We start from the raw sequence: 16238 nt of genomic DNA on the forward strand, positions 1-16238 counted from the left end.
GCCTCTTCCTCAGCTGTCAGTCACAAAGCCTCCCCTGCGCGCGTACTCCAGCGCCTCGTTGGGCATATGTAGTGGTGGGGGCCCCTTCGTGTAAGGGGCCCCCACCATTGCGTACCACCCCTTACTCCCGGACCACTCAGGCCACTCCCTGGCCGTGGCCACCGTGACCGGCCGCGTCTTGAGGGCCGCCCGGCCCGGCAGCGCGGTGCCGACGAGGGCGAGCAGTCCGGCGGCGGCGACCACCGTGACGTACACCAGGGGTGTGACGGCAGGAGCCGCGCTGCCCGTCATCCCGATGCTGAAGGCCGTCAGGACGGCGAGCGCGATGCCGCTGCCGAGGGTCGTCGCCAGGAGCAGCGCCGACAGTGCCTCGGTCCGCAGCATCCGCAGTACCTGGCGACGCGTGGCACCGGCGAGGCGGAGCAACGCGAACTCCCGTACGCGCTCGGAGACCGACATGGCGAGCGTGTTGACGACCGCGATGGCGGTGAAGGCGAGAACGAGCCCCATGGCGAAGTAGTTGACCTCGGCGTTCGCCTGCAGCCGCTCGGCCTGCAACGAGTCCGCGGTGGCCGGTGGGATGACCCGGACGCCCGGGAACTTCCGGACGGCGGCCGCGAGTTCTTCCTGTGAACGGGCGGTGGAGACGAGGACCGTGGCCGCGAGCGGGTTGTCGACGTGGCGGGCGACCAGGTCGTGGGCCATGGTGAGGTCGCCGAAGCCGAGGCCCTTGGCGTAGACAGCGGCGACGGTGAGGGTGGCGAGCGTACCGTCGCCGAGGGTGAGTTTCAGCGTGCTGCCGGGCTTCAAGTGGAGCTGGTCCGCGGCCAGTTGGCTGACGGCGACGGTGTCGTGCGTGAGCTCGGCGAGGGAGCCCGCGGTGACGTCGGGGTCCCAGGTGCGGGTCAGGCCGGCGGGGCTGACGCCCTGTGCCGCGTACTTGTCGAGGCCGACGCGGACGGTCGTCCGGACGACTTCGGTGGCCACATCGCGGTCCGTACGGAGCTGCCGTGCGGCCTGCGCGGGGACGCCAGGGCCCTCGGCGGTGAGAACCCAGTCGGCGCGGGTGCCCTCGCGGGCTTGGGCGCGGGCGGCGTGTCCCAGGGTCGGCTGGACGAAGAGGACGGTGCAGGTCATACCGATGAGGAGGGTGAGCGGGGTGACGACGGAGGCCATGCGGGCGGCGTTGCCCCGCAGATTGGCCGTAGCGAGCCTGCCTCCCGGGCCACTGAGTCGCAGCGGGGCGCCCAGGACTGCCGCGGCAGCCCTGACCAGGAGCGGGCCGAGCAGGGCGACGGACGAGGCGAGGACGACAATGGCAAGGAACGTCACGGGAGTCGACGCCGGCTCAGTGCGCAGGATGCTGAGTACGGCGACGAGGACCGTACCTCCGGCGAGCAGCACGAGCCCCGCGATGATGCGCCCCCAGGCGGGGCGGTCACGCTCGGCGGCGGCCTCAGCAAGTGCCTCGGCCGGGCGAATACGGGCGATGCGACGCGAGGAGACACGGGCGGCGGCCCAGGCACCGATGAGCGTGGCGGCGATGGCGGCGAACAGCGGGAACACACTGACGGTGTGCTGAAGCGTGGCGGGCACGGCGCCCAGGGCGACGAACCTGCCGTGCAGCCAGCTCCCGAGCGGCAGCCCCGCGAGCGCTCCGGCGACTCCGGCGGCCGCGCCGATCAGCAGGGCTTCGCGGCCGAGGAGCTTGCGGATCTGTCCTGGTGTGGCGGCGATGGCGCGCAGCAGGGCGAGTTCGCGGTGCCTCTGCTGCACGGAGAGCGCGAAGGTGCCGACGACCACGAGTACGGCGACGAGCAGGGACGTGCCGCCCATCGCTCCGCCCATGCTGACGAGCTTGATCCGGGCGGCTGCCGCGTCCAGGGACTCGACGGGACCTCGCTCGTCACCCGTGCTGACCTGCGCGGTCGTGCCGTGCAGCGCCTTGGCCACGGCTGCTTTGAGGTCGGCGGTGTCGGTGCCCTCGGCCGGGACGACGCCGATGGTCGTGACCTGGCCCGGGTGCGCGGCGAGGCGCCTGGCTTCGGCGGTGGAGAAGAAGAGCGAGGTCTGGTGGCGTATGTCGTCTCCGGTGGGCGCGGCGATGCCGGTGACCCGATATGTGCGCGGGCTCTGGGTGGACTGGACGGTGAGGCGGTCCCCCGGCTTCAGTCGGGCTCGGTCGGCGAGATAGCGGTCGACGACCAGATCGTCCCGGGCGCGGGGAGGGGTTCCGGTGGTGAGGGCGTACGGAGTGAGGGGAGCGGAGTCCCAGGCGTGGCCGTAGGCGGTCCGGCCGCCGGTGCCGGTGGGTATCAACGGCTCGGCGAGGAAGGTCAGTTCGGGGATGACGCGACGGGCGCCGGGGACTCGGCTGAGCGTCGTGGTGAGGTTCTCGGGCAGCCAGGCCCGTTCGGCGATGGGCTTGGCCTTGTGTTTGGTCTTCGTCTTGCCCTTCTTGTGCTTGACGGTGGTCCGGTGGACGTTCTGGTCGGCGGAGACCACGACGGGGGCGGCGGCGTAGCGCTCGGTGCCGATGGTGCCGCGCAATCCGGTTTCGAGGAGGGTGCCGCAGGCCGTGATGAGGGCGGCCGCGCACATCAGGGCGAGAAAGGCACCGAGGAATCCGCCCTTCCGGTGGCGGACGGTCCGCAGGGCGTAGCGAAGCATCATGGGGTCTCGGTCTCTCTTCCGTCGTCTGCGGTGTCGGGAGTGGGACCGGGCGGGGAATCGGGGGAGGACGCGTCTGCGGAGGCGGCCTGGGCGGGGAAGGCGAGGAACCGCGTGAGTACCGTGCGCGCGTCGGCCGGAGTGTCCGCCTCGGGGCGCTTGTAGCGGTTGAGGAGCGAGATGTACTCCTCGAAGAACTCGCGCAGTTCGGGGAGCGTCAGCCGGATCGTGCCGCGCGAGTACGGGAAGGCGTCGGCCCATGGTTCGTCGGCCGCGTCCCGCTGGAGTTGCTCGAAGAGTTCGAGGTCGGCGGCGTACGCGTGGTGGTTCAACTCGTCCATCACGAGCCGCATCTCGGGGCTCTGGCGGCTGCGCGGCGGGAAGCGGCGGTCACCGGGGACGGCTCGCCACCAGCGCTCCCGGCCGTGCCCGGCGGCGCCCGTCTCTTCGACGAAGCCGTAGCGCGCGAGTTCGCGCAGGTGGTAGCTGGTGGCCCCGGTGTTGAGCCCGAGTGCCCTGGCGAGCGTCGCGGATGTGGCGGGGCCGTGCACGGTGAGGTGCTGCAGCATCCACTGCCGCCGGGGCTGGGCAAGTGCCTTGAGCGCGGCGAGGTCGGAGAGCTCGACGGGGGCCGGGCGGGGGTCGGGGTCGGGAGCTGTGTGCTCCGGTGTCGCGGGATCGGGACGTGTGTGTCCCTGCTCAGCGGGGTCGGTGGCGCCGGGTTCCTGTGCCATGCGTACACAGTCGCCTGTGCACAAGGGTCTGTGCACTGCGGTCGACCAGCGTCTTGGACCGGGGGTTAACCCCACCCTCACTCATGGCAACGGAGGCTCCCTGACAGGGAGTTGTCACTCGTCCGAGGTCGGGGCTCTCAGGCGCGGGCGGGCGCCGACGTTGACGGGTCGGCATCGGCGTCGGGTCTGTGTCGGTCGATCGGCGTCGGAAGCCCGCGCCCCGCCCAGTCCTCTCCGCTCTGCCCCTCTCCGCCAAGCCCCGTCCCGGCCCCGGATGCGATGGGCGCCCCCGCGCGTCCACCGTGCCCGGGGCCCGGAACCGGTCGGCCCGGAGGCAGCCTCACACCTCCTCAAGGGCCCGTCTCAGAACCACCGTCATCGGGGGCCCGTCTCAGAACCCCTCGCCGTCGTCGAGGAACTCCGTGTCCTCGCCCTCTTCCTCCAACGCCTGCCGGACCACTCTGAGGGCCATGCCTTCGGAGTAGCCCTTGCGGGCGAGCATGCTCGCGAGGCGTCGTATCCGCTTGTCGCGGTCGAGGCCGCGCGTGGAGCGCAGCCTGCGGGCGACGAGCTCGCGTGCGGTCGTCTCCTCCTGCTCGGAGTCGAGTTGTCCGACGGCCTCGTCGATCAGTGCGGAGTCCACGCCCTTGGTCCGCAGCTCCCGGGCGAGCGCCCGCCGGGCCAGGCCCCGGCCGTGATGCCGGGACTCCACCCAGGCGTCCGCGAAGGCACTGTCGTTGATCAGCCCGACCTCTTCGAAGCGGGAGAGCACCTCGTCCGCCACGTCGTCCGGGATCTCGCGCTTGCGCAACGCGTCCGCGAGCTGTTTCCGCGTGCGCGGGGTCCCGGTGAGCAGGCGCAGGCAGATGCCCCGCGCCCGCTCAGCCGGGTCCCCTGGGGGCTCCCCCTTCTCGGCCCTCGACGAGGCAGAGGAGCCTCCGTCCTGTGGGTCGCCGTCGGCAGACGATTCGCCGAAACCACGCCGCCGACCGCGGCCCCGTCCACCACGGCCACCACCGCGCGGGGCTCCGGCGCCCCGCTCCCCCGTGCCCTGCGGCCCGTCGCCCCCGTACGGCCAGCCATCGTCACCGCGCCGGCCGGAGCCGCGACGCGAACCGCCGCCCGGCGTGGTGTCACCGTCCCGCGGACCGTCGCCGCGGTACGGACCGTCATCGCGGCGCGGACCGTCGTCCGGCCGTCCGTCCCCCTCCACATCGCCGTACGCAGCCTCGGCGTCCCGGGCCCCGAGACCGTACGGCCCGTCAGCGTCGTACGCCCTGTCGCTGTCTCCGGCCGTGCCGCTGCCACCCCCGCGCCTCTTCCCTTCGGAGGCTGCGGGGTGGACGTACTCGGCCCAGTCGGTTCGCCGTGTCACGGACTAGCTCTTGGCCGCCGCGGCCTTGGGCTTGACGGCCTTGGTGGCGGGAGCGGGAACCGTCTTCGCGGCCTCGTCCGAGGCTGCCGACACCGCCGCGTCCGCGCCCGGCTCGGCGGTGGGCTTCTCCGGCTTCACACCGACGCCCAGCTTCTCCAGGATCTTCTTCTCGATCTCGTTGGCGAGGTCGGGGTTGTCCTTGAGGAAGTTGCGCGCGTTCTCCTTGCCCTGGCCGAGCTGGTCGCCCTCGTACGTGTACCAGGCGCCGGCCTTGCGGACGAAGCCGTTCTCCACGCCCATGTCGATCAGGCCGCCCTCGCGGCTGATGCCGTGCCCGTAGAGGATGTCGAACTCGGCCTGCTTGAAGGGCGGGGCGACCTTGTTCTTGACGACCTTGACGCGGGTGCGGTTGCCGACCGCGTCCGTGCCGTCCTTCAGCGTCTCGATACGGCGGATGTCGAGCCGCACCGAGGCGTAGAACTTCAGCGCCCGGCCACCGGTCGTGGTCTCCGGGGAGCCGAACATCACGCCGATCTTCTCGCGCAGCTGGTTGATGAAGATCGCGGTGGTCTGGGACTGGCTCAGCGCGCCGGTGATCTTGCGGAGCGCCTGACTCATCAGCCGGGCCTGCAGACCCACGTGCGAGTCGCCCATCTCGCCCTCGATCTCCGCGCGCGGCACCAGGGCGGCGACGGAGTCGATGACGATCAGGTCGAGCGCGCCGGAGCGGACCAGCATGTCCACGATCTCCAGAGCCTGCTCGCCGTTGTCCGGCTGCGACAGGATCAGGTTGTCGATGTCGACGCCGAGCTTCTTCGCGTACTCGGGGTCGAGGGCGTGCTCCGCGTCCACGAAGGCGACCTGGCCGCCGGCCTTCTGCGCGTTCGCCACCGCGTGCAGGGTCAGGGTCGTCTTGCCGGAGGACTCCGGGCCGTACACCTCGACCACTCGGCCGCGCGGCAGACCGCCGACGCCGAGGGCGACATCGAGTGCGGTCGACCCGGTGGGGATGACCTCGATGGGCTCGTTCGGCCGCTCGCCGAGGCGCATCACCGCGCCCTTCCCGAATTGCCGTTCAATCTGTGCGAGTGCGGTGTCGAGCGCCTTCTCGCGGTCAGTGCCTGCTGCCATTGGTTCCACCCGATTTGCTTGAGTCGATCGCTTCACGTCAAAGACGCTAACGCCTGCCACTGACAATGCGCCCCGACGCCCGTCCGGCCTGTGGATAACTCGGGCGCTCTCCACCAAATCCCCGTCGACATCCCGTCTCGGGCTTCGCCGGAGCCTCCATCAGAATGGATGTTCGATTTTGGTGTCAAGCGCACCACGCGCTTCGACGAGAGCGTGTCGCGAGCCGTGTCTCCCTGCTGCTTCCAGGGTCGTACGGGCGCCGCGTCGGTGCGCTACGAGGCGTTGCGGGGTCGTGCTACGAGGCGTCGCGGGGCTCTTCGTCCTCCGCCGTCCGCGCTTCCCGGGGCCCCTTCAGCGTGCGTCGTATGCGTGCGAGGAGAGTGCTCGTGCCCCGCTCGCGGCGCCCGTGGACCCGGGGGTCGTCCGTGACGTCGTACCGCTTCACGTAGGCCCCCAGGAAGGCCTGCAGCGTGGCGACCGCCGGGATGGCGATCAGCGCGCCGACGGCGCCGAGCAGGGCGGTGCCCGCGATGACCGACCCGAAGGCGACCGCCGGGTGGATGTCCACGGTCTTCGCGGTCAGCTTGGGCTGCAGCACGTAGTTCTCGAACTGCTGGTAGACCACGACGAAGATCATCACCCACAGCGCGTACCAGGGGTCGACCGTGAAGGCGATCAGCATCGGCAGGGCGCCCGCGAGGTACGTACCGATGGTGGGGATGAACTGCGAGACCAGACCCACCCAGACGGCGAGCACGGGCGCGTAGTTCACGCCGAGGGACTCCAGCAGGATGTAGTGCGCGACGCCGGAGATCAGTGCCATCAGCCCGCGCGAGTACAGATAACCGCCGGTCTTGTTGACGGCGATCTCCCACGCGCGCAGCACCTCGGCCTGCCGGGCGGGCGGCAGCACGGAGCACAGGGCGCGCCGCAGCCGCGGGCCGTCGGCGGCGAAGTAGAAGGCGAACAGTGTGATCGTCAGGAGCTGGAAGAGCCCACCCAGCACCTGGGTGGACACGTCCAGGACACCGCTCGCGCTGTTCTGCACGTACTTCCGCAGCCAGTCGGAGCGCAGCAGGCCCTCCTGGATGTCGACGCGGCTGAGCTCCGTGTGGAAGGTCGTGTTGATCCAGCTGATCACCGAGTCGACGTACTTCGGGAAGTCCTCGACCATGTCGATGATCTGTCCCGCGAGCATCGAGCCGAGCAGGGTGACGAAGCCCGCGCTGGCGATCATCACGAAGAGGAAGACGATCCCGGTGGCCAGCCCCCTGCGCATGCCGAACGAGGCCATCCAGCTCACCGCGGGCTCTATGGCGAGGGCCAGGAAGAACGCGATCAGGATGTTGATCAGCAGCCCGGTCAGCTCGTGGAAAGCCCAACTGCCCAGCTGGAAACAGGCGATGAGGGTGAGGGCGAGCACCATGGCCCGCGGCAGCCAGCGCGGCATGCGGGCACCCGTCTCGGCCGCGCCCCGGGCCGGGGGCCTGGGAGGTGTCGTGCCGAGCGGGGAAGCCTGCTGACCGACGTGCGCGGTCTCATCTGTCGATGCCACGGACCAAGTCTCGCCCACACCTCCGACAATCGGCCCCCGCCCCCGGATCTTCGTGGCCCGTCAGCGGTTTTCGTAGGGAACGTTCACCGCTGTACACACCGCGCGCCACACGTCCTTCGCCTCCCAGCCCGCGTCCAGCGCCTGCCGCACCGTGCGCCCGCCGAGCTCCGACATCACATGATCGCGCGCGAAGGTGTCGGCGTACCCCGCTCCGAAGTGATCCGCCATCCGCTGCCAGAAGACCGTCAACCGCATGACTCCAGTATCCCGCCCCTGAGAGTGGGCCCGAGCCGGGACCGCTTGCCGAGAACGCTTTCCGCCCTACGGTCTGACTCATGGCCGAAACAGGAGCATCCCCACTCCCCCCGACGCCCCCGGCGCACACCCCCCTCGCCCGCGCCGAGCACTTCGTCTGGCTCACCGCGCGCGTGCTGGAGCAGCGCCGTTTCGCGTACCACTTCCTGGGCGGCGATGCCGACGCGGTCGAGACCGCGTTGTCCGCCTACCGCAACGAGGACGACGGGTACGGTCACGCGCTGGAACCCGATCTGCGCGGCCCGGTCAGCCAGCCCCTGCACACCGGACACGCACTGCGCGTCCTGGACTCGATCGGGCGCTGTGGCGGGCAGCGGGTGGAGCGCATGTGCCGCTATCTGACCTCCGTGTCGACGCAGGACGGCGCGCTGCCGACGATCCATCCCAGCCAGCGCGGCTATCCGGCAGCACCCTTCCTGCCGATCGTCGACGACCCGCCCAGCGAACTCCTCGCCACCGGCCCCGTGGTCGGCCTGTTGCACCGCAACGAGGTCTGGCACGCCTGGCTGTTCAGGGCCACCGACTTCTGCTGGCAGGCCGTGGAGTCCCTGGACAAGTCGCATCCGTACGAGATCGAGGCGGCCGTCGCCTTCCTGGACTCGGCGCCCGACCGCCCGCGCGCGGAGGCGGCCGCCGACCGCCTCGGCCGCCTGGTGCGCGAACACCGGCTCGCGGCGCTGGACCCGGCGCGTCCTGACGCCTTCCCCGTGGCCCCCGGTTACGCACCCGGGGAGCACCACTTCCCGTACGACTACGCAAGAACACCGGGCTCACTCGCGCGCGCGTGGTTCACCGACGCCGAGATGACGGGCTCCCTGGAGTTCCTGCTGAGCCAGCAGCAGGAGGACGGCGGCTGGCCGGTCCGCCGGCACCAGTGGGCACCGAGTACGGCTCTGGAGGCACGCCCCATCGTGACGATCGAGGCCCTGCGCACCCTGCGGGCCTACGGACTGCCCGTCGGCTGACGTCGGCACCCGTTCACTCACGGGCCTGGCCAAGCCGATCACCAGCTACCGCTACCGGTCGCAGACGGGACCTCGATCAGGGGGCACACGCACGCGTGCCCCCTCCCCTCCCTTCAGCCGGTCATCGCCCGCACCCCCGCCGTGACGAGCACAGCCGCAGCGACGACCAACAGGAACGGGGCACGCAGCAGCAACGCCACGCCGGCCGCGGCAAGCCCCGCCGCCTTCGCGTCCAGCACCAGGACGTGTCCGTCGGCGAAGGTCTGCTGGGCCGTGAGGGCGGCCAGGAGGGCGACGGGCAGCAGAGCGGCGAGCCGCTGGACGAGCGGCCGCTCCAGAAGGCCCGCGGGAATCAGCAGCCCGATGAGCTTGACGGCATAGCAACCGACGGCGGTGAGGCCGATGGCGATCCAGATGTTCAACGCTCCTCCCCCACGGTGTCGTCGTCCTCGTCCGGCCCGATACGCGCCCGGCGGCGCCCTTCCGCCCACAGGACGGCCGGGGCGGCGAGCGCGGCCACCAGGACGGGAACACCGGCAGGCAGGACGGGCAGCAGCCCGAGCCCCAGGACGACCGCGAGCCCCGCGACAACCCGCTCCATGGTGGTCTTGATCATGGGCGCGAGCAGCGCCAGAAAGACGGCGGGCCCGGCCGCGTCCAGGCCCCAGGCGTCGGTGTCGCCGATGGCGTCGGCGCCCAGCGCGCCGAGCAGCGTGGTGAGGTTCCACAGCACGTAGAGGGTGAGCCCGGTGACGGTGAAGCCGATCCGTACGCTGCGCCGCGTGGGCTGGGCTAGGGCCACGGCGGTGGTCTCGTCGATGACCCACTGGGCGGCGAACGGCCGCACCGCGCGCGGGAGGGCCAACAACTGCGACAGACGCAGCCCGTAGAAGGCGTTGCGCACCCCCAGGAAGAACGCGCCCGCCGCGGCGGTGAACGGGTTCCCCCCGCCGGCCAACGCCCCTACAAGGGCGAACTGGGAGGCTCCGGTGAACACCAGAAGACTCAGTGCGCAGGTCTGCAGCAGCGTGAGCCCACTGCCCGCCGAGGTCACTCCGAAGGCGAAACCGGACAGTCCGACGGCAACCCCGACTCCGAGGGCGTCCCGTACGACGGCGGCGTCGGGTTTTCCGCCGTCTTCACTGCGTATGTCTGCGAGAGCTGCATGTTCTGCCACGCCCCGGACGGTACGAGCATCTCCCGCCGCGATTCTTGTACGTTCTTGCGCTCGCGCTGATACGCGCCCGGCGGCACGCCCACGATCCGCGTGAAGTGCCGGTTGAGGTGCGGCTGATCCGTGAACCCCACCACGACGGCTGCCTCCGCAGGCGGGACACCCGAGTCCAGCAACCGACGCGCACGCCGTACCCGGACATCGGTCAGCCACGCGTGCGGGGGCATCCCGTAGGCGTCCCGAAAGGCACGCAGCAACGCGAAGGGGCTGGTCCCCAGATCACCGGCGAGCCGCTCCAGAGTGGGCGGCTCCACAATCTGTTCCTCAAGAACGGCACGCGCGCGTGCCGCGACCCCGGCCCCCGCCGTCCGCAGAACCCGCTCCGGCAACGGCCCGCCGTTCACCCGCAGCAACCGGGTCACGGCAACGCGCAACAACGTGTCGGCAGCCAGCGCGTTGCCCTCCTCGGCGGCCCGCAACACCTGGTGAACCAGCCTCACGGCATACGGATCATCGAGAACCGGGCTCACGAACCCCGGAGTACCACGAAGAGCGGTGGTCTCAGCAGCGATCTCCGCAACCAGCTCCGGCGACGGATAAACGGCCCCGTAGCGCCAGCCCTCAGGAACCCCTGCCCGCCCCGTGTGCGGCGTATCGGGATTGACCAGCGCCAGAGACCCGGCCCCCGCGTACTGATCCGCCCCACCGTGATGAAAGACCTCCACACCATCGGCGATGGCAGCGATGACGAAGTTCTCGTGCGTATGCCGGACGAAGGTCTTCTGCACATACCGAGCCCGCAGCAGATCGACACCGGGCAACTCCGCAAACTGCCAGTGCCGAGCCCGCTCCTTCCCAGCTCCAGCCATGCCCCCATTCTCCGCCATCACGAGAGTCGCTGGCCGAGCACACCCACGATCCGCAGCCGCCGAACGACGGAAGGGGCCGGTCCGGGGGTGTCCGCCCGCAGCGGCTGGCGCGTCGACTCGAGCTCCCAGAAAGCAAACCGATTCCGCGCCAGACCGAGGACGGATATCCCCGGACCGGCCCCCGCCCCCAAACAACCGGCAGGCGCACGACCGACGCCCCACAGCCAATCCCTCACAGCTGCCCAGCAGCCAATCCCCACGGCTCCCTCGCAGCTCCTCGCAGTCGATCCAACGCAGGTCAGCCCCGTTGTCAGTGCCCGGGTGCAGGATGGACGCATGGTCAGCTCCGCACACCGAGCCCTGAGCGGCTTCTCGCAAGCAACCCGTGCATGGTTCGCGGGTGCCTTCGACGCGCCCACCGCGGCCCAGGCCGGAGCATGGCAAGCCATCGGCGAGGGCTCGGACGTGCTGGTCGTGGCCCCCACCGGCTCCGGCAAGACCCTCGCCGCATTCCTAGCGGCCCTCGACCAGCTGGCCTCGACCCCACCCCCGGCCGACCCGAAGAAGCGCTGCAGGGTCCTGTACGTATCACCGCTCAAGGCCCTGGCGGTCGACGTGGAGCGAAACCTGCGCAGCCCGCTGACCGGCATCCGGCAGGAGGCGGTCCGCCTGGGCCTGCCCGAGCCCGAGGTGAAGGTCGGCATCCGCTCCGGCGACACCCCGCCGGCCGAGCGCCGCGCACTGTCCACCCGCCCGCCGGACATCCTGATCACGACCCCGGAGTCGCTGTTCCTGATGCTCACGTCGGCCACGCGCGACGCGATGACGGGCATCGAGACGGTGATCCTGGACGAGGTGCACGCGGTCGCGGGCACGAAGCGCGGCGCCCACCTCGCCCTCACCCTGGAGCGCCTGGACGAGCTGCTCCCGAAGCCGGCCCGCCGCATCGGCCTCTCCGCCACCGTCCGCCCGGTGGACGAAGTCGCCCGCTATCTCTCCCCCCACCGCAAAGTCGAGATCGTCCAGCCCCCGTCCGGCAAGGAATTCGACCTCTCCGTGGTCGTGCCCGTCGAGGACCTGGGCGAGCTCGGCGGCTCCCCCGTCGCGGACTCCGACACGGGAGCCGAGCGCCCCTCGATCTGGCCGCACGTCGAGGAGAGGATCGCCGACCTGGTCCAGTCCCACCGCTCGACGATCGTCTTCGCCAACTCCCGCCGTCTGGCGGAGCGCCTCTGCAACCGGCTCAACGAGATCGCGTACGAGAGGGCGACGGGCGAGCCCTTGGAGGAGCACCACACGCCGGCCGAGCTGATGGGCGGCTCGGGCGCGGCCCAGGGTGCCCCGCCGGTCATCGCCCGCGCCCACCACGGCTCGGTCTCCAAAGAACAGCGCGCCCTCGTCGAGGAGGACCTGAAGGCGGGCCGCCTGCCCGCGGTGGTCGCCACATCCAGCCTGGAGCTCGGCATCGACATGGGCGCGGTGGACCTCGTCGTCCAGGTCGAGTCACCGCCGTCCGTGGCGTCGGGCCTCCAGCGCGTGGGCCGTGCGGGCCACCAGGTCGGGGCGGTCTCCACAGGCGTGGTCTTCCCCAAGTACCGGGGCGACCTCGTCCAGGCGGCCGTGGTCACCGAGCGGATGCGCACCGGCTCCATCGAGTCCCTCCGCATCCCCGCCAACCCGCTGGACGTGCTGGCCCAGCAGATCGTCGCCATGACCGCGCTCGACACGTGGCAGGTCGACGACCTGCTCACCACGGTCCGCCGCGCGGCCCCCTTCGCGTCGCTTCCGGAGTCGGCGTTCACGGCGGTGCTCGACATGCTCGCGGGCCGCTACCCCTCCGACGCCTTCGCCGAGTTGCGGCCGCGCGTGGTGTGGGACCGCGTCGCGGGTACGGTCACGGGCCGCCCCGGCGCCCAGCGTCTCGCCGTCACCTCCGGCGGCACCATCCCCGACCGTGGCCTCTTCGGGGTCTTCCTCGCCGGCGCCGACCCCAAGAAGGGCGGCGGCCGGGTCGGCGAGCTCGACGAGGAGATGGTCTACGAGTCCCGCGTGGGAGACGTATTCACGCTCGGCACCAGCTCCTGGCGCATCGAGGACATCACGCGCGACCGCGTCCTGGTGTCCCCCGCCCCCGGTGTGCCGGGCAGGCTGCCGTTCTGGAAGGGCGACCAGCTCGGGCGTCCGCTCGAACTGGGCCGCGCGGTGGGCGCCTTCCTGCGCGAGGTCGGATCGCTGCCCAAGGACGACGCCCGCCTCCGCCTCCTCGCGGCGGGCCTGGACGCCTGGGCCGCCGACAACGTGCTGTCCTACCTGGCCGAACAGCGCGAGGCCTGCGGCCACATCCCGGACGACCGCACCATCGTCGTCGAGCGTTTCCGTGACGAGCTGGGCGACTGGCGGGTCGTCGTGCACTCGCCCTTCGGCGCCCAGGTCCACGCCCCGTGGGCGCTGGCGCTGGGTGCCCGCCTCTCCGAGCGGTACGGCATGGACGCCCAGGTCATGCACGCCGACGACGGCATCGTCCTGCGCCTCCCGGACGCCGACCTGATGGGCCTGGACCTGCTCGACCAGGAGCCCGCCAAGCTGGGTACGGAGTACGACTCGGACCAGGCCCCCGTGGGCGCGGCGGACGTCGCCTTCGACAAGGGCGAGGTCAATCAGATCGTCACCGACCAGGTCGGCGGCTCGGCCCTGTTCGCCTCCCGCTTCCGCGAATGCGCCGCCCGCGCCCTGCTCCTGCCGCGCCGCAGCCCCGGCAAGCGCACCCCCCTGTGGCAGCAGCGCCAGCGCGCCGCCCAACTGCTCCAGGTGGCCAGCGAGTACGGCTCCTTCCCCATCGTTCTGGAAGCGGTCCGCGAATGCCTCCAGGACGTCTTCGACGTACCGGGCCTCACGGAACTGATGGGCGACCTGGAGTCCCGCAAGGTGCGGCTCGTCGAGGTCACGACACCGGAGCCGTCCCCCTTCGCCCGGTCACTGCTGTTCGGCTACGTCGCCCAGTTCCTGTACGAGGGAGACTCCCCGCTCGCCGAGCGGCGTGCCGCGGCCCTGTCGCTGGACTCGCGTCTGCTCGCCGAGCTCCTCGGCCAGGCGGAGCTGCGCGAGCTCCTGGACGCCGATGTCCTGACGGAGTTGGAGAGGGAGCTCCAGTGGCTCACGGCGGACCGCCGCGCCAAGGACACCGAAAGCGTCGCGGACCTCCTGCGGATGCTCGGCCCGCTCACCGACGCCGAACTGGCCGAGCGCGACGCCGAGCCGGAGTGGGCCCAAGACCTGGCTTCGGCCCGCCGCGCCATCCGGGTCCGGATCGGCGGGGCCGACCACTGGGCGGCGATCGAGGACGCGGGCCGACTGCGTGACGCGCTCGGCACGGCGCTGCCGGTCGGCGTCCCGGAGGCCTTCACCGAGCCGGTCAAGGACCCGCTCGGCGACCTCCTCGCCCGGTACGCCCGCACGCACGGCCCGTTCACGTCGACCGCGGCGGCGACCCGCTTCGGCCTGGGGCCGGCCGTCACCGAAGGGGCGCTGCAGCGGCTCGCCGCGGCCGGTCGCGTAGTACAGGGGGAGTTCCACCCGGCGGGGATCGGCCAGGAGTGGTGCGACGCGGCGGTGCTGCGCCGGCTGCGGCACCGTTCGCTGGCCGCGCTGCGCCACGAGCTGGAGCCGGTGCCGCCCGCCGCGCTGGCGCAGTTCCTGCCGCAGTGGCAGCACCTCGGCAGCGGGCACGGTCTGCGCGGCATCGACGGACTCGTGCGCGCCATCGAGCAGTTGCAGGGGGCTTCGGTGCCCGCGTCGGCGCTGGAGAAGCTCGTCCTGCCGTCCCGCGTCGCGCACTACGCCCCCGCGATGCTCGACGAGCTGACCGCCGCCGGAGAGGTCGTCTGGGCCGGAGCGGGCGCGCTGCCCGGCAAGGACGGCTGGGTGTCCGTCTACCTGGCGGACACCGCGCCCCTCCTCCTGCCGCCCCCGCATCCCCTGGAGCTGACCGCGCTCCACCAGTCGGTCCTGGACGCCCTCTCCGGAGGCTACGGCCTCTTCTTCCGCCAGATCACCGACCAGATCCGTGCCACCACGCACCCCGATGCCACCGATCCCCAACTCGCCGACGCCATCTGGGACCTGGCCTGGTCGGGCCGTCTGACCAACGACACCCTCGGCCCGATGCGCTCTCTCCTCGGCTCGGGCCGCACCGCGGGTTCCACCGCGCACCGCGCGAAACGCACAGTGCCCCGCGGAAGGTACGGAAGCCTGACGGCCGCCGCACGCCCCCAGTCCCGGACGGGCCCGCCGACCGTCGCGGGCCGCTGGTCGCTGCTCCCCGCCCTCGAACCCGACGCCACGGTCCGCGCCCACACCCTGGCCCGTACTCTGCTCGACCGGCACGGCGTGGTCACCCGGGGCGCGGTCGCGGCAGAGGGTGTGGAGGGCGGCTTCTCCGCCGTCTACCGCATCCTGTCCGCCTTCGAGGAGAGCGGCCAGGCCCGCCGCGGCTATGTGGTGGAGGGGCTGGGCGCCGCCCAGTTCGCGATGGACGGCGCGGTGGACCGGCTCCGCGCGGCGGCCAACGCCCGCGAGCGGGGCGAGGCCCTGCCCGAGCCCGGGTTCCCGGGCATGCCCCTGCCCGGCGGCCGCCTGGGTGCACGCACACCGAGCCACGCCGACGGTCCCACCGAACACCCGGATCCCTTCGACGACATGGGCGACATGGGCTTCCCCGCCTCCGACGCACTCCGGTCGGACAACGACCCGTACTCCTTGCGCGACGGTTCCGGACCGCCCTTCCCCGGCGCCGCGACACCCGGCTCCGATCATCGATATCCAACGCCCTTCGCCGACACCCCCCGTACGGCCCCGCAGGCCTTCCTCGGAGGCCCCGCCTCCCGTGCCCGCGCGGGCAACGGCAACCGCGCCATCGTGCTGGCCGCCGCCGACCCCGCGAACGCCTACGGCGCGGCCCTCCCCTGGCCCGAGCCCCCCACCGGCGCCGGTCACAAGCCGGGCCGCAAGGCGGGCTCCCTGGTCGTGCTGGTGGACGGCGAGCTGACCCTCTACATGGAGCGCGGCGGCAAGACGCTCCTGGCCTGGCCGTCCACCCTCGACGGCTCGCCCTCCGACAGTTCGCCTCCCGACGACTCGCCCCTCCACGACCCACGCCTGCGCACAGCCGCCGAAGCACTCGCCGCGGCCGCCCGCGCGGGTTCCCTCGGCACCGTGACGGTGGAGCGGGTCAACGGCGCCTCCGCGCTGACATCCGCCTTCGGCACCCTCCTGGAAGGAGCCGGTTTCCACGCGACCCCACGAGGGCTGCGCCTCCGCGCGTAAGCCGCCTGCGGCGTAAAACCTCCCGCCCGACGCCCACCCGTCACCACCGGCCCTGTCCCCACCCGCTCCTCTCGCCGCCCGGTCCCCTTCCCCCGGCCTTCCCCACCACACAAGACACCCCGCCCACC

The 16238-nt window shown here is 71.7% G+C and carries 11 protein-coding genes; 2 read left to right on the forward strand and 9 right to left on the reverse strand.

Translation table 11 applies throughout. The annotated features are described in order from the left end of the window. Window positions 1-9: 9 nt before the first annotated feature. The 6 genes from QF035_RS15960 to QF035_RS15985 form a co-directional block, all read right to left on the reverse strand. Window positions 10-2673 (reverse strand): FtsX-like permease family protein, encoded by a 2664-nt coding sequence (locus QF035_RS15960; protein WP_307521005.1) that lies wholly within the window; start codon window positions 2671-2673, stop codon window positions 10-12. Then, window positions 2670-3404 carry a winged helix-turn-helix domain-containing protein gene (locus QF035_RS15965; RefSeq protein WP_307521006.1) on the reverse strand — a complete coding sequence of 245 codons (735 nt, stop codon included), beginning with the start codon at window positions 3402-3404 and terminating at the stop codon, window positions 2670-2672. The genes QF035_RS15960 and QF035_RS15965 overlap by 4 nt, the downstream gene beginning before the upstream one ends. A 391-nt stretch (window positions 3405-3795) precedes the next feature. Beyond that, window positions 3796-4779 (reverse strand): recombination regulator RecX, encoded by a 984-nt coding sequence (gene recX, locus QF035_RS15970; protein ID WP_307521007.1) that lies wholly within the window; start codon window positions 4777-4779, stop codon window positions 3796-3798. Between the two features lie 3 nt (window positions 4780-4782). Continuing rightward, window positions 4783-5910, reverse strand: a complete 1128-nt coding sequence (gene recA / locus QF035_RS15975; RefSeq protein ID WP_307521008.1) for a recombinase RecA — start codon at window positions 5908-5910, stop codon at window positions 4783-4785. 295 nt (window positions 5911-6205) lie between these two features. Beyond that, window positions 6206-7465 carry an AI-2E family transporter gene (locus QF035_RS15980; RefSeq protein ID WP_307521009.1) on the reverse strand — a complete coding sequence of 420 codons (1260 nt, stop codon included), beginning with the start codon at window positions 7463-7465 and terminating at the stop codon, window positions 6206-6208. A 60-nt stretch (window positions 7466-7525) separates the two neighbouring features. Then, a complete protein-coding gene (locus tag QF035_RS15985; RefSeq protein ID WP_055618504.1) occupies window positions 7526-7720 on the reverse strand; it encodes a DUF3046 domain-containing protein in 195 nt (64 codons plus the stop codon). Window positions 7721-7800: 80 nt separating this feature from the next. Here QF035_RS15985 and QF035_RS15990 point away from each other — a divergent pair, with 80 nt between their 5' ends. Continuing rightward, window positions 7801-8745 carry a hypothetical protein gene (locus tag QF035_RS15990; RefSeq protein WP_307521010.1) on the forward strand — a complete coding sequence of 315 codons (945 nt, stop codon included), beginning with the start codon at window positions 7801-7803 and terminating at the stop codon, window positions 8743-8745. Window positions 8746-8858: 113 nt separating this feature from the next. Here the strand turns inward: QF035_RS15990 and QF035_RS15995 are convergent, their stop codons facing one another. Genes QF035_RS15995 through QF035_RS16005 form a run of 3 tightly spaced genes read right to left on the reverse strand, consistent with a single transcriptional unit; the run spans window position 8859 to window position 10788 of the window. Beyond that, a complete protein-coding gene (locus tag QF035_RS15995) occupies window positions 8859-9167 on the reverse strand; it encodes an AzlD domain-containing protein (protein WP_307521011.1) in 309 nt (102 codons plus the stop codon). Then, window positions 9164-9895 (reverse strand): AzlC family ABC transporter permease, encoded by a 732-nt coding sequence (locus QF035_RS16000; protein ID WP_307531154.1) that lies wholly within the window; start codon window positions 9893-9895, stop codon window positions 9164-9166. The genes QF035_RS15995 and QF035_RS16000 overlap by 4 nt, the downstream gene beginning before the upstream one ends. Then, the gene (locus QF035_RS16005) at window positions 9796-10788 is read right to left on the reverse strand and encodes an AraC family transcriptional regulator (protein WP_307521012.1); all 993 of its coding nucleotides are present in this window, start codon (window positions 10786-10788) and stop codon (window positions 9796-9798) included. The genes QF035_RS16000 and QF035_RS16005 overlap by 100 nt, the downstream gene beginning before the upstream one ends. Window positions 10789-11124: 336 nt before the next feature. Between QF035_RS16005 and QF035_RS16010 the strand changes: the two genes are divergently transcribed. Continuing rightward, the gene (locus QF035_RS16010; RefSeq protein WP_307521014.1) at window positions 11125-16110 is read left to right on the forward strand and encodes an ATP-dependent helicase; all 4986 of its coding nucleotides are present in this window, start codon (window positions 11125-11127) and stop codon (window positions 16108-16110) included. Window positions 16111-16238: the final 128 nt, after the last annotated feature.

The sequence above is a fragment of the Streptomyces umbrinus genome (genome assembly GCF_030817415.1).
GTDB lineage: Bacteria > Actinomycetota > Actinomycetes > Streptomycetales > Streptomycetaceae > Streptomyces > Streptomyces umbrinus_A.

What these genes read in the sequence shown, in the direction of transcription:
- QF035_RS16005 (WP_307521012.1), bottom strand. Translation starts at nt 10,788, where the DNA reads ATGGCTGGAGCTGGGAAGGAGCGGGCTCGGCACTGGCAGTTTGCGGAG.
- QF035_RS15960 (WP_307521005.1), bottom strand. Translation starts at nt 2,673, where the DNA reads ATGATGCTTCGCTACGCCCTGCGGACCGTCCGCCACCGGAAGGGCGGA.
- recA (WP_307521008.1), bottom strand. Translation starts at nt 5,910, where the DNA reads ATGGCAGCAGGCACTGACCGCGAGAAGGCGCTCGACACCGCACTCGCA.
- QF035_RS15985 (WP_055618504.1), bottom strand. Translation starts at nt 7,720, where the DNA reads ATGCGGTTGACGGTCTTCTGGCAGCGGATGGCGGATCACTTCGGAGCG.
- QF035_RS15965 (WP_307521006.1), bottom strand. Translation starts at nt 3,404, where the DNA reads ATGGCACAGGAACCCGGCGCCACCGACCCCGCTGAGCAGGGACACACA.
- QF035_RS15990 (WP_307521010.1), top strand. Translation starts at nt 7,801, where the DNA reads ATGGCCGAAACAGGAGCATCCCCACTCCCCCCGACGCCCCCGGCGCAC.
- QF035_RS16010 (WP_307521014.1), top strand. Translation starts at nt 11,125, where the DNA reads ATGGTCAGCTCCGCACACCGAGCCCTGAGCGGCTTCTCGCAAGCAACC.